General features: G+C 55.9%; 20 protein-coding genes. 18 read left to right on the top strand and 2 right to left on the bottom strand.

Features of this window, described 5'->3' with window-relative positions; all coding sequences use genetic code 11:
- Positions 1-18: 18 nt before the first annotated feature.
- Genes msbA through murB form a run of 6 tightly spaced genes read left to right on the top strand, consistent with a single transcriptional unit; the run spans position 19 to position 5,231 of the window.
- Positions 19-1,755, top strand: coding sequence for a lipid A export permease/ATP-binding protein MsbA (gene msbA, locus R0J87_RS11725; RefSeq protein WP_498886317.1), 1,737 nt, complete (start codon positions 19-21; stop codon positions 1,753-1,755).
- Positions 1,752-2,768, top strand: coding sequence for a tetraacyldisaccharide 4'-kinase (lpxK, locus tag R0J87_RS11720; protein WP_498886315.1), 1,017 nt, complete (start codon positions 1,752-1,754; stop codon positions 2,766-2,768). Before msbA ends, lpxK begins: the two co-directional genes overlap by 4 nt.
- Complete coding sequence (locus R0J87_RS11715; RefSeq protein WP_188638426.1) at positions 2,761-2,970, top strand: Trm112 family protein; 210 nt, start codon at positions 2,761-2,763, stop codon at positions 2,968-2,970. Before lpxK ends, R0J87_RS11715 begins: the two co-directional genes overlap by 8 nt.
- Positions 2,970-3,761, top strand: a complete 792-nt coding sequence (gene kdsB / locus R0J87_RS11710) for a 3-deoxy-manno-octulosonate cytidylyltransferase (RefSeq protein WP_498886314.1) — start codon at positions 2,970-2,972, stop codon at positions 3,759-3,761. Before R0J87_RS11715 ends, kdsB begins: the two co-directional genes overlap by 1 nt.
- Positions 3,758-4,225, top strand: a complete 468-nt coding sequence (locus tag R0J87_RS11705; RefSeq protein ID WP_498886312.1) for a low molecular weight protein-tyrosine-phosphatase — start codon at positions 3,758-3,760, stop codon at positions 4,223-4,225. Before kdsB ends, R0J87_RS11705 begins: the two co-directional genes overlap by 4 nt.
- A gap of 10 nt (positions 4,226-4,235) precedes the next feature.
- Entirely contained in the window at positions 4,236-5,231 is a 996-nt protein-coding gene (gene murB, locus R0J87_RS11700; RefSeq protein WP_498886311.1) for a UDP-N-acetylmuramate dehydrogenase, read from the top strand.
- Between the two features lie 60 nt (positions 5,232-5,291).
- On the opposite strand, the gene rne is transcribed toward murB, so the two are convergent.
- Entirely contained in the window at positions 5,292-8,702 is a 3,411-nt protein-coding gene (gene rne, locus R0J87_RS11695) for a ribonuclease E (RefSeq protein WP_498886310.1), read from the bottom strand.
- Between the two features lie 688 nt (positions 8,703-9,390).
- On the opposite strand from rne, the gene R0J87_RS11690 reads away from it, so the two are divergent.
- From R0J87_RS11690 to sppA, 3 genes are read left to right on the top strand one after another with little or no spacing between them, the layout of a single operon-like run.
- Positions 9,391-10,329 carry an RluA family pseudouridine synthase gene (locus R0J87_RS11690; RefSeq protein ID WP_498886308.1) on the top strand — a complete coding sequence of 313 codons (939 nt, stop codon included), beginning with the start codon at positions 9,391-9,393 and terminating at the stop codon, positions 10,327-10,329.
- Positions 10,330-10,344: 15 nt separating this feature from the next.
- A complete protein-coding gene (locus R0J87_RS11685) occupies positions 10,345-10,995 on the top strand; it encodes an HAD family hydrolase (protein ID WP_498886306.1) in 651 nt (216 codons plus the stop codon).
- 52 nt (positions 10,996-11,047) lie between these two features.
- Entirely contained in the window at positions 11,048-12,163 is a 1,116-nt protein-coding gene (gene sppA / locus R0J87_RS11680; RefSeq protein WP_498886305.1) for a signal peptide peptidase SppA, read from the top strand.
- Between the two features lie 2 nt (positions 12,164-12,165).
- Here sppA and R0J87_RS11675 read toward each other — a convergent pair whose 3' ends face one another.
- Positions 12,166-12,768 carry a Maf family protein gene (locus R0J87_RS11675; RefSeq protein WP_498886304.1) on the bottom strand — a complete coding sequence of 201 codons (603 nt, stop codon included), beginning with the start codon at positions 12,766-12,768 and terminating at the stop codon, positions 12,166-12,168.
- 159 nt (positions 12,769-12,927) lie between these two features.
- On the opposite strand from R0J87_RS11675, the gene R0J87_RS11670 reads away from it, so the two are divergent.
- From R0J87_RS11670 to mltG, 9 genes are all read left to right on the top strand, one after another.
- Entirely contained in the window at positions 12,928-13,476 is a 549-nt protein-coding gene (locus R0J87_RS11670) for a YceD family protein (protein WP_498886302.1), read from the top strand.
- 36 nt (positions 13,477-13,512) lie between these two features.
- Positions 13,513-13,683: a 50S ribosomal protein L32 gene (gene rpmF / locus R0J87_RS11665; protein WP_009099300.1), complete on the top strand. Its 171-nt coding sequence runs from the start codon at positions 13,513-13,515 to the stop codon at positions 13,681-13,683.
- A gap of 40 nt (positions 13,684-13,723) precedes the next feature.
- Positions 13,724-14,737: a phosphate acyltransferase PlsX gene (gene plsX / locus R0J87_RS11660; RefSeq protein ID WP_498886301.1), complete on the top strand. Its 1,014-nt coding sequence runs from the start codon at positions 13,724-13,726 to the stop codon at positions 14,735-14,737.
- Positions 14,738-14,896: 159 nt separating this feature from the next.
- The gene (gene fabD, locus R0J87_RS11655) at positions 14,897-15,856 is read left to right on the top strand and encodes an ACP S-malonyltransferase (protein ID WP_498886299.1); all 960 of its coding nucleotides are present in this window, start codon (positions 14,897-14,899) and stop codon (positions 15,854-15,856) included.
- Positions 15,857-15,908: 52 nt separating this feature from the next.
- Positions 15,909-16,652, top strand: coding sequence for a 3-oxoacyl-ACP reductase FabG (gene fabG, locus R0J87_RS11650; RefSeq protein ID WP_311063799.1), 744 nt, complete (start codon positions 15,909-15,911; stop codon positions 16,650-16,652).
- Positions 16,653-16,776: 124 nt separating this feature from the next.
- Positions 16,777-17,010 (top strand): acyl carrier protein, encoded by a 234-nt coding sequence (acpP, locus tag R0J87_RS11645; protein WP_008956801.1) that lies wholly within the window; start codon positions 16,777-16,779, stop codon positions 17,008-17,010.
- Positions 17,011-17,204: 194 nt separating this feature from the next.
- Positions 17,205-18,443, top strand: a complete 1,239-nt coding sequence (gene fabF, locus R0J87_RS11640) for a beta-ketoacyl-ACP synthase II (protein ID WP_404342043.1) — start codon at positions 17,205-17,207, stop codon at positions 18,441-18,443.
- Positions 18,444-18,449: 6 nt separating this feature from the next.
- Positions 18,450-19,271: an aminodeoxychorismate lyase gene (pabC, locus tag R0J87_RS11635; RefSeq protein ID WP_498886298.1), complete on the top strand. Its 822-nt coding sequence runs from the start codon at positions 18,450-18,452 to the stop codon at positions 19,269-19,271.
- 18 nt (positions 19,272-19,289) lie between these two features.
- Positions 19,290-20,294 (top strand): endolytic transglycosylase MltG, encoded by a 1,005-nt coding sequence (mltG, locus tag R0J87_RS11630; protein ID WP_498886296.1) that lies wholly within the window; start codon positions 19,290-19,292, stop codon positions 20,292-20,294.
- Positions 20,295-20,311 lie beyond the last annotated feature (17 nt).

Here is a 20,311-nt window from a genome sequence, read left to right as displayed (position 1 = left end):
CTACTGCCGGGAGCGCGTGTGACTGATTCAGGTTGGATGTTATATAAACGGTTATTGGGTTACGTTAAGCCACACTGGCGTGCGTTTGCGCTGGCGGTGGTGGGGTTTGTAATTTACGCAGCGTCAAGTACCGCGCTGGCGGAAATGATGAAGCGGCTAATTGATGGAATTCAAAACCCAGATGCTGCTTTCAGGTTTTTCCTGCCGCTGTTCGTGGTGCTGATGTTCGCGTCTCGCGGGTTGGGAACCTTCTTAAGCACCTATTTTATGGCTTATGTGGGCCGCTACGTCATTCACACGCTGCGCTGCGATGTGTTTGCCCACTTGCTGCATCTGCCAGGCCGGTTCTTCGACCACCACTCAAGCGGCCATCTGGTCTCGCGGGTGACTTATCACGTTGAGCAAGTGGCAGGAGCGGCGACCAACGCCGTCACCATCATCCTGCGGGAAGGTCTGTTCGTTGTGGGGTTGATAGGTTATCTCTTCTGGACCAACTGGATGCTCACGCTGCTGTTTTTGGGCGTTACCCCCATTATTGCCGGGGTGGTCAGCTACGTGAGCAAGCGCTTTCGGCGTATTTCCAAGCGTATTCAGCACTCGATGGGCGATGTGACGCATGTGGCTTCTGAGGCGCTCTCTGGCTATCGCGTGGTGCGTACTCACGGTGCGGAAGCCTATGAAAAGCAGCGCTTTGAGCGGGTGAGCGAAGAGAACCGTCGCCAAAGTATGAAAGAGGCAATGACCCGTGCGGTCAGTTCACCGGTGGTGCTGATGTTGGTGGCCCTCTCTATGGCGCTGCTAGTTTGGCTGGCCATGGCGCCGTCATTGATGGAAAACATGACGCCGGGTGAGTTCGTCGCGTTTATTACCGCCGCTGCCCTGATGATCAAACCTGTGCGACAGCTCACTGAGGTGAATAGTGAAATCCAGAAAGGCATAGCCGCCGCCTCTGAGCTGTTTGGCCTTCTCGACCTAGCGCCTGAGCAGGACGAAGGCACGCGCATTCCCAGCAAGCTCTTAGGCAATGTGGTGATTGAGAATGTCAGCTTCCGCTACGGAGACGACCAGCCTAACGTGCTACACAATGTGGAGCTAAACGTCGCCCCAGGTGAGCTAGTGGCCATTGTGGGCCGTTCGGGCAGCGGCAAATCCACGTTAGTCAGCCTGCTGCCACGTTTCTATCGTCCCAGCGAAGGGCGCATTTTAATTGACGGCGTAAACGCTGATGAATACGCCTTGGGGCCCCTGCGTCAGAATATTGCCCTGGTGTCCCAGCAGGTCACCCTGTTTAACGCCTCTATTGCTGACAATATCGCCTATGGGGTGGCAGACCCTGACCCGGCCGCCATTAAGGCGGCGGCGGAGGCTGCCTATGCCAGCGAATTTATTGAAAAATTGCCGGAAAGCTACGCAACAATCGTCGGTGAGAACGGCGTTATGTTGTCAGGTGGGCAGCGCCAAAGGCTTGCCATTGCCCGGGCGATTTTTAAAGATGCCCCTATTCTGATTTTGGATGAAGCCACCTCTGCCTTGGATACTGAATCAGAGCGCTATATTCAAAAGGCGTTGGAGCGCGTCTGCGAAGGCCGCACCACGCTGGTGATTGCCCACCGGCTATCCACCATAGAGCGTGCTGACCGGATTTTAGTGATGGATCAAGGCCGCATTATTGAGCAAGGCACCCACCAAGCGTTGCTAGATAAAGGTGGCGCTTACGCCGCGCTGCATCAGCTGCAGTTTCAGGAGAGTGAATGAGCCTTGGGCAGCGCTGGCTAAAGGCGGCGTATGAGGGCAGTGGTTGGTTAGCACCGCTCTATCCGCTAGGTAATTTATACCGTTATCTTATGCGTTGTCGAGAGCAACGCTACCGCCGGGGTGAGGTGCCAATATGGCAAGCGCCGGTGCCGGTGATTGTCGTCGGTAATATTACCCTGGGCGGCACGGGCAAATCGCCGCTGGTGGCTTGGCTAAGCCGCTGGTTACAAAAGCAGGGATATTCTCCCGGCATTGTGACCCGTGGTTATGGCGGAAAAGCTCCGCACTACCCGCTGTTGGTCACATCAGCAACCGACCCGCAGCATAGCGGTGATGAGCCGCTGATGCTGGCACAGCAAACGGGGGTCCCTGTGGTGGCGGATCCGCGACGCGCTCGTGGGGCGCAAGCGCTAGTGCAACAAGGCTGCGATATTATTATTAGCGATGATGGCTTGCAGCACTTGGCCTTAGGGCGAGATATTGAGTTAGTCGTGGTTGATGGCGCGCGTGGGCTGGGGAATCAGCGCTGTCTGCCCGCCGGGCCGTTAAGGGAAGCACCGACTCGGCTTGCCGATGTGGATGCGGTGATTGTCAATGGCACGCTGAAAAGCCCGCTCGAAGTGCCCAGTGTGGCGATGCAATTAGAGCCTCAGCGCTGGCGTTATCTCTCCACCGGGCAGCACTCACCACTTCAGCCGTTGCCCTTTGAGCTACCGGTGCATGCATTGGCAGGCATCGGTAATCCGGAGCGATTCTTTAATACGCTGCGGGGATTAGGTGTTCAGGGGGAGATGCACCCCTTAGCAGACCACCACTCATTTGATGCACACACATTTCAGTTTACGCCGCCACGCCCAATCATCATGACGGCTAAAGACGCAGTGAAGTGTCAGACGTTTGCACCGCCTGATAGCTGGGTATTAGAGGTGGAAGCACAGCTTCCACAAGCATTTGAGGATTGGCTGCGAAGCAGGCTGTCCGAACTAACACAAAGGGGATGCACCCATGGATAAGGAATTATTGGCAATGCTGGTTTGCCCGCTCTGCAACGGCAAACTGAAGTATGACCGCGAGGCACAGGAGCTTTGCTGCCATTACGACGGTTTAGCCTACCCGATTCAGGACGGTATTCCCGTGATGCTGCCCGAAGAAGCGCGCAAAATGGATGTCGACGAAAAGTTATCCACCTCACCTGGTCGCACCGGGGAGGCGTAATGGCTGACGTGACACCGCAATTTATAGCTGTTGTACCTGCTCGTTTTGGTTCTTCCCGTTTGCCGGGCAAGCCATTACTTGAGATTGCAGGCGAACCTATGGTGGCTCATGTTTGGCGTCGTGCCTGCCAAAGTCAGGCCAGCCGCGTGGTGGTGGCGACCGACGATACGCGGATTCGTGATGCCATGCTGCCCTATGGCGCTGAGGTGGTGATGACTCGTGATGACCATCCGTCGGGCACGGATCGCCTGGCCGAGGTCGCCGAGCGGTTAGGCCTTAGCGGCGATACGTTGTTGGTGAATGTGCAGGGGGATGAGCCGCTGATTCCTCCTGTGCTTATTGATCAGGTGGCGCTGCGCCTTGCGGATGATCCTGATGCAGCCATGGCAACCTTGGCCGAGCCCATTGCAGACGTTGAGACGCTGTTCAATCCTAACGTGGTGAAAGTGGTGCGCTCTCTGCAAGGGCGGGCGCTGTACTTTTCCCGGGCGCCCATTCCCTGGGATCGCGAGCACTTTAAAACACAGCCAAATCTGCTAGAAACCGATGCTTGGCTACGCCATATCGGCATTTACGCCTATCGCGCCAGCTTCCTAGCGGCTTACCAAGACCTTCCCCCCTCAAGCCTTGAGCAGTTGGAGCAGTTGGAGCAATTGCGCGCTTTGCAGCATGGCTATGCTATCCAAGTTGCCCTGGCGAGCACGGTGAATCCTGCCGGAGTCGATACCCAGGAGGATTTAGAGCGGGTGAGAGCGCTGTTGGCCGCGCAGAACGAAGGAGGTGGCCTATGACCCGTGTGCTGTTTGTGTGCTTGGGTAATATTTGCCGTTCTCCAACAGCAGAGGGGGTTTTTCAGCAGGCGCTTGACCGTGCAGGGCTTAGTCAGCGCGTTGCTATCGACTCCTGCGGTGTGGGCGATTGGCACATTGGTAAAGCACCGGATAAGCGCGCTCAGGCGGCCGCGTTGCGCCGTGGTGTCGATATTAGCCATCTACGTGCCAGGCAGCTAAAAGCGAGCGATTTCCTTGAATTTGACTATGTGCTGGGGATGGATCGCGATAATTTGGCCGCCATGCAAGCGCTCAAGCCTGCTGATAGCCAAGCAAAAATAGGCCTATTCCTAGCGTATGCAGGGCTGCCTGATACCGATGTTCCCGACCCTTACTACGGCGGTGAAGCGGGGTTTGAGCGGGTGCTGGATATGATTGAGCGGGCCAGTGCTGGATTGATCGAAGAGCTGTCCCGTGGGCGTTAACAGGAAGTCTGTGCCTACGTGTGTCGATCTTTCAACCGCCAATACGCTGCGCCTACCGTGCCAGGCAGCGCGCTATGCGGCTCCTGCTTCGCTATCGCACTTGCAAGACGTACTGGCAGAGGCCCGCGAGCATCACTGGCCGGTGACGTTGTTAGGAGGCGGGAGTAATGTCCTGCTGCCACCCCAGCTTGACGGCATCGCGATTCGTCCTGCGTTTCGTCACTGGTGGCTGGAGTCAGACAAAGGGAGCGTTATCGCCTACGTAGGAGCAGGTGTTCACTGGCACTCCTTGGTGATGGCACTGGCAGCGCGTGGCCTTTGGGGCACTGAAAACCTTGCGCTCATTCCGGGTGATTGCGGTGCCGCGCCCGTGCAAAATATTGGTGCGTACGGTGTCGAGCTGAGCGACGTGCTAAAAGCGGTGCAAATTGTTGAGCTGGCAACGGGGGAGATGCGCTGGCTGAGCGTGGACGAATGCCAGTTTGGCTACCGTGATAGCCTCTTTAAGCAAGCGCTGGCGGGAAGCGTGGTGATTACCCAGCTAGCGTTAAGATTGTCTGTGATTCCGAAGCCCGTCCTAGGTTATGGCGATTTAGCCGCCCGCGTGTCGGGGTCGCCCACGGCGTTGGAAATTGCCCAAGCGGTGTGTGCGATCCGTCAGGAAAAGCTGCCTGATCCAGCCCAGCTGGCAAATGCAGGCAGCTTTTTCAAGAACCCGTTGGTGAGTGGTGATCAGGCCAAACGATTGTTGGAAGAGTATCCCGGGATTCCTCACTTTCCTCAGCTCAATGGCCAAACTAAACTGGCAGCAGGTTGGTTGATTGATCAGTGTGGCTTGAAAGGTCACCGAGAGGGAGCGTTTGGCGTTCATGATCGTCAAGCGTTGGTACTGGTGCACTTTGGGGGAGGCGACCGTCCTGGGCTATTGCGCTTTGCAGACACCATTGCCCAAGCGGTATGGAACCGATTTGCCGTTACCCTAGAGCCTGAACCTCGAATGGTCTAATGGAGCTGCTTTTTAGCCATAAAAAACCCCGCCGAGGCGGGGTTTTTTTGACGCTAACGATTACTCTTGCGAGTTTTGCTGCGCCTGCTGCTTGCGCAGTTCGCGCGGGTCGTTATGAGCACGACGGCGCTGACGGCGGGGTTTGGGTGTTTCTTCCGCCTCAGCCGTTGGTGCTGCACTAGCAGGTTCAGACGCTGGCGCTTCTTCGGTAGGTTGAGCAGATTCACTTTGTTGCACTTCTGGCACCGAGTCTGCCTCTGCTTGAGCCTCAACAGCAGCGTCTTGACGAGGTGCTTCTTCGCTCGCCGCAGCTGTAGTTGGCTCGGTTGCAGCAGTCGGCTCTTCGTTAACTGCGCTTGCAGGTACTTCCTCTGCCGAAGGTGCTTCAACGACTGGAGGCTCTTCAATCGCTGAGGGCTTTTCAGTGGCTGAGGGCTCTTCAGTGGCTGAGGGCTCTTCAGTGGCTGAGGGCTCTTCAGTTGCTGAGGGCTCCTCAACCACTGCAGGCTGATCAGCTACTGGCGCTTCTGCTTGCTGAGGTTGATCACTACTCTGCTCAGCAGTCTCAGCAGTCTCAGCAGTCTCAGCAGTCTCAGCAGTCTCAGCAGTCTCAGCAGTCTCAGCAGTCTCAGCAGTTTGCTGAATTTCCTGTGGAGTGTTGAGTTCTTCAGCAGGCGCTGTGCTTTCGGTCGCAGCTTCCGGTGTGCGCACGTCTGCTTCGGCACTGTCCATTGTCGGCTTGTGGTCAGCATTGTCTGCGTCAACCGCTTTAGGTGCTTCCTCTACGGCAGGGGCCGTTTCTGGTACCGGGTCGTGTGCTGTTGCCTGTTGCTGTTCAGCGGTGGCTTCGTCAGCCTTGGAGATGCTCTCGGCAGACTCAGGATGGGCGTTGCGACGTTGACGCGTTGACTTGCGTGCTTTTTCAGCACTCTTCGCCGAGCGCTCTGCGGTCGTATTGTCTTCAGCCGCTGGCGCTGCTTGCTCAGCACTCTCTTCCTTGGCAACGCTTGCGGGCTGCTCAGGGGCTGCCTCATTGGCCGCTGGTGCAGGGGCTGCCTGCGGTGCTACTGCCGCCTCGTCCAACGCAGTCGCTTGGGGCTCTGGAGTCTCAGAAACATCAGCCGTTGCGGGTGCTTCTTGCGGCTGGGGCGCCTGTGCGGCTTCAGCCTGAAGTTTTAGCTGCTCTGCTTCAGCTTGAGCGTTGAGAGCCTGCTTGCGCGAACGGTTGCGCGGGTTGTTGCGGGTGCGCTTTGGCTTCCCATCGTCCTGCTTGCCTTCGTCATCTTGGGCCGCCGGAGCGCGCGTGTCATCGCTTTTAGGCTTGGAATCCCGCTGCTTTTCGCGACGGTTTTCCGGCTGAGGCGTGGGTTTCTCAGCATCCTCTTTCGGCGCATCTTTCGCAGAGGACTCTTTCTGGCGAGCGCTCTTAGGTGCGTTGTCTTGCGGCTTGGCATCATCCTGCTGCGGATGACGGCGACGATTGCGTGTGCGGTTAGGGCCGCTGCGCTTATCGCTGCTATCGTCATTGCGGGAGACGTTGTTGGCATCACTGCCGCGCTGCTCGTTTTTTGCGCTGCTATCGTTACGCTGCTCATTTTTAGAGGCGTTATCGTTACGCTCTTGAGCCGGCTTTGAACGACGCTCGTTGCGCGGCGGGCGATTATTGCTGGTTGCCTCAGCCCGTTTGCGGGGCGCAGGTGCTTCCGGTGCTGGCTGCTGAGTGCTGTCATCGCCCCCTAGCAGTTTGGCAAGGCCGCGGATAAAACGACCCAAGACGCTGGGCTGTTCGGTATCTGCAGGTGCCGGTTTCGGTGCGGCAGCAGCTTTGGCTGGCGCTTCTTCCGTTTGCAGTGAGGCCGGAGCGGGCGCGTTATGCACGACGCTTTTTACAGCGGCTTCGGCACGCTGTGCGGGGGCTGCAAAGCTTGGATCTGGCTCTTTACCAACTTCTGTATCGGTAGAAAGTTCAAAGCTGGAGAGGGTTTGGCTCTCGTCTTCGTCGAGGTGATCCACCCGTAAGCGCTGAACGTCGTAATGAGGGGTGTGCATATCCGGATTGGGGAGGAGCACCACGCGCACGCCTTGGCGAGACTCAATGTCTGCCAATACGCTACGTTTTTCATTCAACAGGTAGGTGGCGACCGGCACCGGCAGGATGGCACGGATCTGCGCGCTGCGCTCCTTCATGGCCTCTTCTTCAATAAGGCGCATGATAGAGAGCGATAACGAACGCACATCGCGAATGGTGCCCTGGCCATTACAGCGCGGGCACACCACGCCGCTGGTTTCGCCCAACGACGGACGCAAACGCTGGCGGGACATTTCCATCAGACCAAAACGTGAAATGCGCCCGATCTGAACGCGTGCACGATCCAGTTTCAGCGCATCGCGCATGCGGTTTTCTACTTCGCGCTGGTTGCGCGCAGGACCCATGTCGATAAAGTCGATCACCACCAGGCCGCCGATATCCCGCAGGCGCAGCTGGCGAGCAATTTCGTCAGCCGCCTCGGAATTGGTTTGCAGCGCGGTTTCTTCGATATCGCTGCCCCGCGTAGCACGCGCGGAGTTGATGTCGATGGACACCAGGGCTTCAGTGTGGTCGATCACAATCGAGCCACCAGAGGGCAGTTTTACTTCCCGCTGATAAGCGGTTTCAATTTGCGACTCAATCTGGAAGCGAGAGAAGAGGGGGACTTCATCTGCGTACAGCTTAATTTTCTGCTGGTAGGAGGGCATCACCTGGCGGATAAATGCCAGCGCCTCTGCGTGAATTTCGGGGCTGTCGATCAGTACCTCGCCAATGTCCTGGCGCAGGTAGTCGCGCATGGCGCGAATGATGACGTTCGACTCACGGTAGATTAAGAACGGTGCGGAGCGCTTACCGGCTTCTGTGGTGATGGACTCCCATACCTGAACGAGATAGTCCAAGTCCCACTGAAGCTCTTCTGGGCTACGGCCAATACCTGCGGTGCGAACAATGAGGCCCATTTTGTCGGGCACAGTGAGTTGGCCCATGGCGTCTTTTAACTGGCTGCGATCATCCCCTTCAATACGGCGCGAAATGCCGCCTGCGCGGGGATTGTTCGGCATAAGTACCAGAAAACGGCCCGCCAGACTAATAAAGGTAGTCAGCGCTGCGCCCTTGTTGCCGCGCTCCTCTTTGTCTACCTGAACGATGACTTCCTGGCCTTCCTTAAGCACTTCTTTAATGCTCGGACGGCCAGACACATCTTTAATGAAGTATTCGCGGGAAATTTCTTTCAGCGGAAGGAAGCCATGGCGTTCAGCGCCAAAATCGACAAAAGCGGCTTCAAGGGAGGGTTCTACTCGGGTAATTTTACCCCGATAAATATTGGCTTTTTTCTGCTCGCGGGCGCCAGATTCAATATCTAAATCGTACAGGCGTTGGCCATCTACCAGTGCAACCCGCAGCTCTTCGGGCTGGGTTGCGTTAATTAGCATCCGTTTCATGTTGTCTCACGTAGCTTGGCGTGCCGACGCGCTTTTAAAAGCAAGCGTCGGCGAATCGCTGGGTGCTGCGTGCTTGTGCTCGGCGCATGGTTATGCTGACGCATTAAGCCGGGAAGGCAGTCGTGCCAACCCGGCCGAAAAGGCGTTGAGTACGTGGCGGTGGCAGAACATGTTTCGGTGGCTGTCACGTCCATCCGGCTCTGCTGACACCGCCCACACCTGGCATTCATCGATTCGCCAACGCCGGTATCGGCACAGCGTTGATCTTAGCGCCCCTGCATGGCAGCGCCTTGTGACGAAAAGGGGCTGATGGCAAGGGCGTGACGTTTATTTAATGACGGGCCTGCCGTTGCTGACATGGCCTGACGCTCTCTGTCGTTAAACTTTTGCTGAACGACAGAGTTACTGCATTTCAATACGTTATTAGCAGGTAGTGCGTACACTGATCCATACTTTTTCGCTCTGACCTGCGTGTTTGTCGGGCAGGTGCGAAGGCAAAACGTGGGGAATCATTCGCCATACAAAAGAGATATAAGCGGGCCACGTTCGGCCCGGCCACGTTGGCCGATGAGCGCATTGGAATATAACAGTAAAGACAACCACCAGCAATTGACGCAATGCCGGTGGGTCTACGTTAGAATGCCGTTTTTAGCCTGACATGAAGAAATGTCACCAGGAGTAAGCGGCAATGTCCGAAGGGCGTGAAGTACAGTGGGTGGATATCGCCCCGGAACAAGCGGGTCAGCGAATTGATAATTTTTTAATGACGCGTTTAAAGGGTGCACCGCGTGCCTTGATTTACCGTATCGTGCGTAAAGGTGAAGTAAGGGTTAATAAAAAGCGGGTGAAAGTCGATTACCGCCTTCAGGCGGGTGATTTAGTGCGGGTGCCGCCGCTGCGTTTGGCGCCTAAAGAGGCCGTTAAGGAAGTCAGTGATAACCTTCGTGACCTGCTGGTAGGTAGCGTCATTATGGAAGGGCCCGACTGGATGGTGCTCAATAAACCATCAGGTTTGGCGGTGCATGGCGGCAGCGGGGTGAAAATTGGCTTGATTGAAGCGCTACGCCAGGTGCGCGATGACCTGACGTTTTTAGAGCTGGTACACCGCTTGGATCGCGATACATCGGGTTGCTTGCTGCTTGCAAAGTCCCGAGACGCGCTAGTAACGCTCAACGAGGCGTTGAAAAAACATGGGATGGATAAGCGCTACTTGGCACTCGTCGCCGGTCGCTGGCCTGCTCGTAAAACTTATGAAAGCGCCCGGCTAGACCGTTTTGACGCGGGTAATGGCGAGCGCCGCGTGCGGGTGGATCCTAACGGCAAAGTATCTCGTACTCATTTCTCTGTCGTCGAGACGTTTGAGAAGGTGACGCTGATTGATGCGGAGCCCGTGACCGGGCGCACCCATCAAATTCGAGTGCACGCGGCTCATGCCGGTCATGCACTGCTGGGTGATGACAAGTACGCGACCCGCGAGAGCGGCTTGTTAACCAAGCAGCTGGGATTAGGTCGGCTGTTTTTGCATGCCCGCTCGCTAACATTTCCTGAGCCGGGCAACGGGCGACCGGTAACGGTGAAGGCACCGTTGCCAGATGCGCTTGAAGAGACGCTCAAACGCGCAGGTTAATTAAAGAGGGCTGTTATGCGTTACGAGCTCATTATCTTCGATTGGGATGGCACCTTGATGAATTCAGTGCCGAAAATTGTTGCCTGTATGCAGTCGGCAGCTGCAGACGCTGAGTGGGGCGAGCTTGAAGTCAGCGCCATTGAAGACATTATTGGCTTAGGACTGCCTGAGGCAATCGCTAAGCTCTGCCCGGGTATTGAGGCTGAGCAGGCAGAGCGGTTGCGCCAACGCTATTCTCATCACTTTGTGCAGGGTGATACCACGCCGATGCCCTTTTTCGATGGGGTAGAAGCTCAGTTAGCAAGGCTGCGTGGCCGCCCCCAGCAGCGGCTGGCCGTTGCGACGGGCAAAAGCCGTCGAGGCCTGGATCGTATCTTCAATGAGACCGGCAGCGGAGGCTTTTTTCATGCCAGCCGAACGGCTGATGAGACGCGCTCCAAGCCGCACCCACAGATGCTGACAGAGATTTTGGCAGAGCTGCAGGTGCCTGTGGAGCGTGCGGTGATGGTGGGCGATACCGAGTACGACTTAGAGATGGCGCGCGCAATCGGTATGGACCGCGTGGGCGTCACGTACGGTGTGCACACGCCCGCTCGCTTGGCGGCTAGCCAGCCGGTGTGGGTCGCACAAGACGTGCCGTCACTGTTTGACTGGCTATACGAGTAGCTAGCGCTATGGGTAGCTCAGGACGTTATGAAACGAAGAGTAGGAATCGACGATGAGTGATGAGCAGCAGCGCGGCGATAGCAGTGAAGCGTCTCCACAGGGTGAACATCAGCGCGGCGGTGATGATCGCTGGACCCAAGGGCCTGATGTCTCCCTGAAGGCGCAGGAGCCACCGTTAGTCGGCGGACGGGATGATGATCCCGAGACGCTCCGTGAGCGCCAGCGTCTTGCGCAGTTAGAGATGATGGATCGCTGGATCGGCGGTGTCCTGACTGAGCAGCGTAGAACTCGCCGCTGGAAGCTGTTTTTTCGATTGATGCTACTCGCATTGGTGCTGGTAACGCTCACTACCACCTTGTACCGAGTGTTTCTGGCCGCACCGGTCGCCTCGGTGCCTGCACAGCAGCATCTTGCTCTCGTGGAAGTGCATGGGGTGATAGCCAGCGACTCTCCGGCGAACGCGGAGCGTATTATTCAGGGCTTGAACCGGGCCTGGGAGAATCAAGACGCCTCGGCTGTGGTGCTGCACATTGATAGTCCTGGCGGAAGCCCGGTGCAGTCTCAGCGTATCTATTCAGAGGTTATCCGGCTGCGCGAACAGGGCGATAAGCCCATTATTGCGGTCATAGAGGATATAGGCGCTAGCGGGGCGTATTACATTGCAGCGGCGGCCGATGAGATAGTGGCGTCGCCTGCCAGCTTGGTGGGCTCAATTGGCGTCATCTACGCTGGTTTTGGCTTCCAAGAGGCGATTGCTGAGCTAGGTGTTGAGCGTCGGGTCATGACAGCGGGCGAAAATAAAGCGTTTTTGGATCCGTTTCAGACTCTCGATGAAGAGGTGGCCCGTTTCTGGCAGAGCGTGCTGACTCAAACTCATGAGCAGTTTATTAGCGATGTGCAGGCTGGGCGTGGTGATCGCTTGAGTGATCGCCCGGAGATTTTTTCCGGGCTAATTTGGAGCGGTGAGCAGGCGCTTGAATTAGGGTTAGTGGATGAGTTGGCAAGCCTGGAACAGGTGGCGAGAGCGCAGGTTGGCGAGGCTTCCTGGGAGAACTATACCCCGCGCTTAGACCCCTTTGAGCGCCTAACGCGCCGTTTTACACAGGCGGCTGCAGAAGTGCTGGGCTTGCAGAGTAGCCATGCGCCCTTAAAGTTTCAGGCGCAGTAACGTTAGTGATCGCCAAGTGGGTTCATGCCCACTTGGCGAAGCATGTTGCACAAGGCAATCAGCGGCAGGCCGATCAGCGCATTAGGGTCTCTACCTTCTAAGCGTTCAAACAGCGCAATGCCTAACCCTTCCATGCGAAAGCTTCCTGAGCTATCCAGTGGCTGCTCCAGTGCTACGTAGCGCTCAATTTCCTGTTCGCTCAGTGTGCGAAAAACGACGTCAAACGGCTCAATGTGCACGTGGTGGCGCTGGTGGCGTGTGTCTACCAGAGCAAGGCCGGTCAAAAACGTGACTTTATGGCCTGAGAAACGCGCTAAATTGGCACGCGCTCGCTCGGCGGTATGCGGCTTGCCGAGAATATCGCCTTCAAACAGCGCTATTTGATCAGAGCCAATAATGCAGTGGTGAGGGAAGCGCTCTGCGACAGCATTGGCCTTGCTCAGCGCTAGGCGGTGCACCAATGCCTGGGGTGACTCATCTGGAAAGGGTGTTTCATCGATATCGGGTGAGCAAGACTGGTAAGGCACATGCAGCCTGTCCAGTAGCGCTTGACGAAAGCGCGAGCTAGAAGCGAGTACGAGCGAGGCGTCGGGTGTTTGTGGCACTATCGTCTCCTAATGACCTAAATGGCGTAATATGCGTTGGCATTGAGTGTAACGAAAGCACAGCGGCATGCCTAATGACGCTGGTTTCATCGATAAACCGATAAGAATTATGCCATGAGCTTTGACACCAGGAGGGCGAGTGCCTATCATTGCGCGCCTATGTTGACCTCACAACTCCCCAGCCGGGTTGAGCCTTATAAGCTTGCAGCCCGCCGCGAACGACTAGAAGGCTTAGTGGCGCTGGATAAGCTGCCCCGTCTTGCTGAAGAAGCAGGCGACCAAACAGGCGACTGTCATGTCGTGCTTGAGTTTGGTATCGATGCCCAAGGCCGTCGCGAAATTCGTGGCCATTTGCAAGCGACCCTGGCGCTGCCTTGTCGCCGCTGTATGGTGCCGCTTAGCCAAGAAGTTTCCAGTGATTTCCTACTTGGGATGATTACAGATGAAGCCTTGGCGGCCGAGCTGCCTGCCAGTCATGAACCGGTGCTGGTGGAAAATGAACGGCTGGACTTGCTGACGGTAGTAGAGGATGAATTAATCCTTAGCTTGCCGCAGGTGGTCTATCACGATGAGACCGAATGCTATGTCTCGGCGGAGCAGCTGGTCAGCAAGACTGAAGGCGCGGCGGCGGAGTCCGCTTCAGCCAAGAACCCTTTCGCGGTGCTCAATGCTTTGAAAAGCAGTGGCGCTTTGAAAGGCAAAAAGTAAGCATCACTTACCCTACATACCTTGGAGTAAACACCCATGGCAGTTCAACAGAACCGTAAAACTCGTTCCAAGCGCGGCATGCGTCGTAGCCACGATGCGCTGAGCGCACCGACCCTGTCCCAGGACAAAGAAACCGGTACCACTCACCTGCGTCACCACGTGTCTCCGGACGGTTTCTATCGTGGTCGTAAGGTAGTTGAGGTTTAATCCTTAACTCTCTAACGAGTGGTGAAGCAGAGTGGGTGCAGTGCGCCTAGCAATTGATGTTATGGGGGGTGACCAAGGCCCTCATCCTATCATTGAGGGGGCTGCCAGGGCCGCGATAGAGCGTCCTGATCTAGAGCTCACTCTGTTTGGCCCGCGTCAGCGTATTAACGCTGAACTTTTGCGCTTGCCGCAGCCTTTGGCTGCGGCAGCGTCACGTTTAGTGGTTAGCGATGCGTCTGACGCTGTCGTACAAGATGCCTCTGCAGCCTGGGCATTGCGCCATGGACACGAGACAAGCATGGCGCACATGTTGCGGTATGTGGCTCAAGGCAGCGCTGCGGCAGGCGTGAGTGCAGGCAATACCGGTGCGTTGGTCGCGCTTGCTAGGCGCGAACTTGGCATGCTACCGGGGTTTTCAAGGCCTGCTATTAGTACGGCGATTCCCGCACGGGGAGGTCGTCGCTGCTATTTATTGGACTTGGGTGCAAATGTAGATTCGCCAGCATCACGGCTAGTGGATTTTGCCATGATGGGAGCGGCCATGTCTCAGTGTATTGATGGCATCGATTGCCCTCGAGTGGCGTTATTAAACGTGGGTGCTGAGGCAACGAAGGGCAGTGCTATGGTGCGTGAGGCAGATCGTCTTTTACGTGAGCGTTCGGGGACGTTACGTTTTGCTTATCATGGGTACGCCGAGGGCGGTGACATCTTTCAAGGCGATATTGATGTCATGGTTTGCGATGGTTTTGTGGGAAATGTGACGCTCAAGGCGAGCGAAGGTTTGACCCGTATGCTGGTGGAGCGTGTACAGATGGCATTTGAGTCGCGTCTGTGTGGACGTTTAGCAAGCCTACTGGCCAAACCTGTGCTCAAACGGCTCAAGCAGGAGCTTGATCCTGTTCGCTACAACGGGGCCAGCCTGCTGGGGTTAAATCGTATTGTGGTGAAAAGCCATGGCGGTGCCCGTGCAGACGGGTTCTACTATGCTATTCAGCGAGCATTGCAGGAAGTAGAGCATGATTTGCCGACTCAGCTTGCCAAGCGCTGGGCTTAGCCGCGCTGGTAATGGGGTCGGTGATAATAATACATTGCACGACTTTTTTTGCGGGTTATTGGCGGCAGCAGGATGTGCCAACCGCTGTTTAACAGCATTGCCAATAACGCCGCCTATCGCTCAACTGAGCAAATGCCTACAAGAGCAAAGGTGAACGACATGTCTCAACCCCTTGCCCTCATTTTTCCCGGGCAAGGCTCTCAGCAGCTTGGAATGTTGCGAGAGCTAGCCGAGCGCTACAGTGTGGTGGGAACGACATTTGAGGAAGCATCCGACGCACTGGGCTACGATTTGTGGAAAATCGTCCAGGAAGGTCCTGAAGATGCGCTTAATGCAACGGCCTGCACTCAGCCTGCGCTACTGACATCAAGCGTCGCCATCTGGCGTGTATGGCAGGAGCTGGAAGGGCCTCGCCCTAGTATCATGGCGGGGCATAGCCTGGGCGAATACAGTGCGATGGTCTGCGCGGGTGTCATGGGCTTTGCTGAAGGTGTGCAGCTTGTGCGTCTGCGCGGTGAGGCCATGCAGGATGCTGTGCCAGCAGGTGAAGGCGGCATGGCCGCTATTTTAGGACTTGATGATACTGCCGTAGAGGCTGCTTGTGCCAGCGCTGCACAGGGTGACGTTGTTTCTGCCGTAAACTATAACTCTCCCGGTCAGGTGGTGATTGCAGGCAGCAAGCCCGCTGTTGAGCGTGCTATTGCCGCTTGCCAAGAAGCGGGTGCTAAACGTGCGCTTGCCCTCCCGGTATCGGTACCCTCTCACTGCGCCCTCATGCAGCCTGCCGCTGAACGCCTTGCCGCTGCGATGCAGGCCATTGAGCTGCGTGCACCCCGCTACACTGTTATTCAAAACGTCGACGCTCAGGCGCATGCGGATGTTGATACGCTGCGTGCTCGTTTGATTGAGCAGCTTTATCAGCCAGTTCGTTGGTCCTCTTGCGTTAAAGCGATGTCTGAGCAGGGTGCTAATGTCTTTATCGAGTGCGGGCCAGGTAAGGTGCTGACAGGTCTTAATAAGCGTATTGTGCGCGGAGCCAAAGGACTTGCGGTCAATGACCCTGACAGTTTGGACGCAGCGCTGGAGCTTGCGCGAGAAACGTTAGCGGGTAATGCGTGATAAACGGCCATTTTCAGCTACCCTTGCTTAGTTCAGTGGAAGGAAGAGTGTTATGACGCAAGAAAAACGAGTTGCATTGGTAACAGGTGCCAGCCGAGGCATTGGTCGCGCCATTGCCCATGAGCTTGGTCGCCAAGGTCGAATCGTTATCGGAACGGCCACCAGCGAATCTGGCGCTGAAAAAATCGATGCCGACCTGAAAGCGAATGGCTTTGAAGGTGCAGGCATGTGCTTGAACGTGACTGAGCAGGCTAGCATCGATGAGGTGCTGAAGACGATCGGTGAACGTTTTGGCGCACCGACTATTTTGGTTAACAATGCGGGCATCACCCGTGATAACCTCCTGATGCGGATGAAAGAGGATGAGTGGGATTCCGTTATGGATACCAATCTCAAGTCTGTTTACCGTGTTAGCAAGGCATGCCTGCGAGGCATGACCAAAGCGCGTTTTGGGCGTATCGTGTCTATCAGCTCAGTTGTGGCAACCATGGGCAACCTAGGCCAAACTAACTACGCCGCTGCTAAAGCGGGTATGGAAGGTTTTAGCCGTGCATTAGCGCGTGAAGTGGCCTCCCGTGCGATTACGGTGAACGCCGTTGCGCCTGGTTTCATTGCGACTGATATGACCGAAGCGCTGCCTGAAGCGCAGCACGAAATGCTGCTGAAGCAGATTCCGTTGGCGCGTCTAGGTGGGCCAGAAGAAATTGCCGCGGCCGTTGGCTTTTTGACAAGCGATGGCGCAGGCTATATCACTGGTGAAACGCTGCACGTGAACGGCGGTATGAATATGCGTTGATGGCCTTAGGCTTGGCGGTTGCGTCAGCTTAAGGGCGTCTATAAACTACCCCGCAGCTTTTGGCTTGCGGTTTCCAAATAGCTGGTTATCTCTAACGGCTAATGTGAACGACTGGAGTACGTTGATGAGTACTATTGAAGAGCGCGTAAAGAAAGTAGTGGCAGAGCGCCTGAACGTTAAAGAAGAAGACATCCAGAACAGCTCTTCTTTCACTGAAGACCTGGGTGCTGACTCTCTTGACACCGTTGAACTGGTGATGGCATTGGAAGAGGAATTCGATACTGAAATTCCTGATGAAGAAGCTGAAAAAATCACCACGGTTCAAGAAGCTATCGACTACGTAAACGCCCACCAGTAAGGGCACGGTCGACGCTGTGAACCAGGGTGGGGTGCTAACCACCCGTATCTAAAAAGCCGTCCTGATACAGGGCGGCTTTTTTGCTTTACGGTCACAATGAATATAACGTTCAATCTCCGTTATACTAGTCACCAAATTTCTGCAGCAAATGACCCAGATGGGTCGTGTCACCATGGATGCCTGGAGGAAAGCTGATGGCGCGAAGAAGGGTAGTGGTAACTGGGTTAGGCCTGGTGACCCCAGTGGGCAATAGCGTAAATGAGTCGTGGGCGAATATTGTCGCCGGTAAAAGCGGCATTGCGCCTATTGAGCACTTCGATACCAGTGGCTTCAATACGCGGTTTGGTGGTTCGGTAAAGAATTTTGATATCAGCCCTTACCTGAACCCCAAAGACGCTCGCAAAATGGATTTGTTTATTCAGTACGGCATGGCGGCCGGTGCCCAAGCAGTTCAGGATTCAGGTATAGAGTGTACTGAAGAGAATGCTGAGCGTATTGGTGTTGCTATAGGCTCAGGCATTGGCGGGCTGCCGATGATTGAGCATAACCACAACGCGCTCAATAAAGGTGGCGCACGCCGGGTGTCTCCGTTTTTTGTGCCGGGCTCTATCATTAATATGATCTCGGGAAATATGGCGATTCAGCACGGCTTTAAGGGGCCCAACATTGCCATTACTACGGCATGCACCACGGGTACTCATAATATTGGCTACAGTGCCCGCACTATCGCCTATGGCGATGCGGATGTCATGATTTGTGGCGGCGCTGAAATGGCCACTACGCCGTTAGGTTTGGGCGGATTCTCTGCCGCTCGTGCGCTTTCCACTCGTAATGACGATCCCCAAGCGGCTAGCCGCCCATGGGATGCTGACCGCGATGGTTTTGTGCTGTCAGATGGTGCTGGCGTGCTGGTGCTGGAAGAGTATGAACACGCGAAAGCACGTGGCGCCCACATTTATGCGGAGCTGGCAGGCTTTGGCATGAGTGATGATGCCTACCACATGACAGCCCCGCCTGAAGATGGTCGTGGTGCTGCTCTCTCCATGAGCAATGCCATTAAAGATGCAGGGATTGACGCTGCGGATGTGCACTACATTAATGCGCACGGCACGTCGACAGCTGCCGGTGATTTGGCCGAGAGCCGTGCGATTGAGAAAGTACTGGGCAGTGCCGCCCAACAGGTCGCCGTCAGCTCGACTAAGTCGATGATCGGGCACCTATTAGGCGCGGCAGGTGCCGTGGAAGCGGTGTTCAGTATTCTGGCTATTCGTGACCAGATCGCGCCGCCCACTATCAATCTGGATAACCCGCAAGAAGGCTGTAACCTTGATTACGTGCCTCATGCCGCTCGAGACATGCATATTGAAGTTGCTCTCTCTAACTCGTTTGGTTTTGGTGGTACCAACGGCTCGCTGCTGTTCAAAAAGGTATAACGCTTGATGCCAATGCCCCAGGTGCCGTTCGATGACCGCGGGCTAGCGTATGGCGATGGTCTATTCGAAACAGTGCTGTTGCGCGATGGCCAACCCGTGCTCTGGGATTATCACTACGCCCGTTTAGCGCAGGGCTGCCAGCGTTTGAATATTCCGTTGCCTTCCGCTAAACAGCTGATGCAGGCATGGCAGTCGCCGCCTGCGTCAGCGTTGGAGGTACTCAAGCTCATCTTGACCCGCGGTAGCGGAGGCCGAGGCTACGCACTGCCTGAGTATGCTGAGCCGCGGTTGATGAGCCGTCGCACCCCTTTTGCTGCCAATGTGATGCATTGGCAGCAGGGTGTCTGTGTGCGTTTATGCCATTTGCGCTTAGGTCATCAGCCGCTACTTGCCGGTATCAAGCACCTTAACCGCTTAGAAAACGTGCTGGCTCGTCAGGAGTGGCAAAATAGCAGTATTGCTGAGGGGTTGCTTGCCGATTCCTCAGGCGTGATGGTGGAAGCTACCAGCATGAACCTTTTTTGGTCGACAAATGGCAAGCTGTGGACGCCATTTGTCGACCGCTGTGGCGTGGCGGGAACACTGCGTGCTGCACTGTTGGCTCATGACGTTGTTCAAGAAGGCACGCTGTCGATGGCTGACTTGCCCCAAAGTGAACGCCTTTGGGTGGGTAACTCGGTGCAAGGTATGTGGCCTGTTCGTGAGCTGCTGGATGCGCAGGATAATGTGCTGGCCACGTGGTCGGTACCTAAAGCCTCTGATCCGCTGCAGTGTGCAGCACATCGTTTACTGGGTTACAGCGAGTTTTACACGTCAGAGTCCAAATAATTTGATTGAGGTGTCAACGTGAAACGGTTATTGGCCGTCTTAGGGGTATTGGTTGTGCTGGCAGTTGCCGCCGCTGCTGGCGGCTATGCCTATTGGCAAGCGCGTTTAACGGCACCGATTGCAGTAGAAGAGCCAACCCTTTACCAAGTGCCTGCAGGCGCAGGCTTTCATCAGGTTATCCGAGATTTGGAAGCCCAAGGGGTAATTGAAGATGCCTGGGCGTACCAGGTGCTCGCGCGGATAGATCCCGATCAGGTGCCACGCCTACGGGTGGGCGAGTACCGGCTGATGCCTGGCATGAGTGGCCTTGACGTCATGGCCCTGCTGGGCAGTAATAACGTCGTGACTTACTCGCTCACCGTGCCGGAAGGCTGGACCTTCCGCCAAATGCGGGCGCTGCTCAATAGCGCTCCAAAGCTTGAACACCGTACCGCCGAGATGAGTGACGACGAGATCATGACGTTGCTTGATCGCGAAGGTACATTCCCTGAGGGGTGGTTCTTCCCTGATACCTATCGTTACCATTTGGGTATGAGTGACGTGGATATTTTGCGCCAGTCGCTCAACCGTATGGAGCGTATTTTGGAAGAGGTATGGGCGGAGCGGGATGATGACCTGACCATTGAAACGCCCTATGACGCGTTAATTATGGCGTCACTCATTGAGCGTGAAACCGGTGCGCCGCAAGAGCGCCCAGAAATTGCCGGGGTGTTTAAGCGCCGTATGGAGCGGGGTATGCGCTTACAAACCGATCCTACTGTGATCTATGGCATGGGTGAGCGTTATGAAGGTCGTATTACGCGGGCCGATCTGCGTGAAGCCACCCCTTATAATACCTATGTGATTGACGGTATGCCGCCAACGCCGATTGCCATGCCGGGGCGAGCGTCATTGGAAGCGGCGGTGCAGCCGCTCCCCGGTGAGACGCTCTATTTTGTTTCTAAAGGCGACGGTACTCACCAATTTTCACGCACGTTGCGCGAGCATAACAATGCCGTGAATCGCTATATTCGAAATCGTTAAGTGGCTGTCAATGTTGA

This window comes from Halomonas sp. SIMBA_159, from assembly GCF_046536035.1.
Lineage (GTDB): Bacteria > Pseudomonadota > Gammaproteobacteria > Pseudomonadales > Halomonadaceae > Vreelandella > Vreelandella venusta_A.
This window is presented reverse-complemented; position numbering and strand designations above follow the sequence as displayed.

What these genes read in the sequence shown, in the direction of transcription:
- lpxK (WP_498886315.1), top strand. Translation starts at nt 1,752, where the DNA reads ATGAGCCTTGGGCAGCGCTGGCTAAAGGCGGCGTATGAGGGCAGTGGT.
- R0J87_RS11715 (WP_188638426.1), top strand. Translation starts at nt 2,761, where the DNA reads ATGGATAAGGAATTATTGGCAATGCTGGTTTGCCCGCTCTGCAACGGC.
- kdsB (WP_498886314.1), top strand. Translation starts at nt 2,970, where the DNA reads ATGGCTGACGTGACACCGCAATTTATAGCTGTTGTACCTGCTCGTTTT.
- R0J87_RS11705 (WP_498886312.1), top strand. Translation starts at nt 3,758, where the DNA reads ATGACCCGTGTGCTGTTTGTGTGCTTGGGTAATATTTGCCGTTCTCCA.
- rne (WP_498886310.1), bottom strand. Translation starts at nt 8,702, where the DNA reads ATGAAACGGATGCTAATTAACGCAACCCAGCCCGAAGAGCTGCGGGTT.
- R0J87_RS11690 (WP_498886308.1), top strand. Translation starts at nt 9,391, where the DNA reads ATGTCCGAAGGGCGTGAAGTACAGTGGGTGGATATCGCCCCGGAACAA.
- R0J87_RS11685 (WP_498886306.1), top strand. Translation starts at nt 10,345, where the DNA reads ATGCGTTACGAGCTCATTATCTTCGATTGGGATGGCACCTTGATGAAT.
- sppA (WP_498886305.1), top strand. Translation starts at nt 11,048, where the DNA reads ATGAGTGATGAGCAGCAGCGCGGCGATAGCAGTGAAGCGTCTCCACAG.
- R0J87_RS11670 (WP_498886302.1), top strand. Translation starts at nt 12,928, where the DNA reads ATGTTGACCTCACAACTCCCCAGCCGGGTTGAGCCTTATAAGCTTGCA.
- rpmF (WP_009099300.1), top strand. Translation starts at nt 13,513, where the DNA reads ATGGCAGTTCAACAGAACCGTAAAACTCGTTCCAAGCGCGGCATGCGT.
- fabD (WP_498886299.1), top strand. Translation starts at nt 14,897, where the DNA reads ATGTCTCAACCCCTTGCCCTCATTTTTCCCGGGCAAGGCTCTCAGCAG.
- fabG (WP_311063799.1), top strand. Translation starts at nt 15,909, where the DNA reads ATGACGCAAGAAAAACGAGTTGCATTGGTAACAGGTGCCAGCCGAGGC.
- acpP (WP_008956801.1), top strand. Translation starts at nt 16,777, where the DNA reads ATGAGTACTATTGAAGAGCGCGTAAAGAAAGTAGTGGCAGAGCGCCTG.
- fabF (WP_404342043.1), top strand. Translation starts at nt 17,205, where the DNA reads ATGGCGCGAAGAAGGGTAGTGGTAACTGGGTTAGGCCTGGTGACCCCA.
- pabC (WP_498886298.1), top strand. Translation starts at nt 18,450, where the DNA reads ATGCCAATGCCCCAGGTGCCGTTCGATGACCGCGGGCTAGCGTATGGC.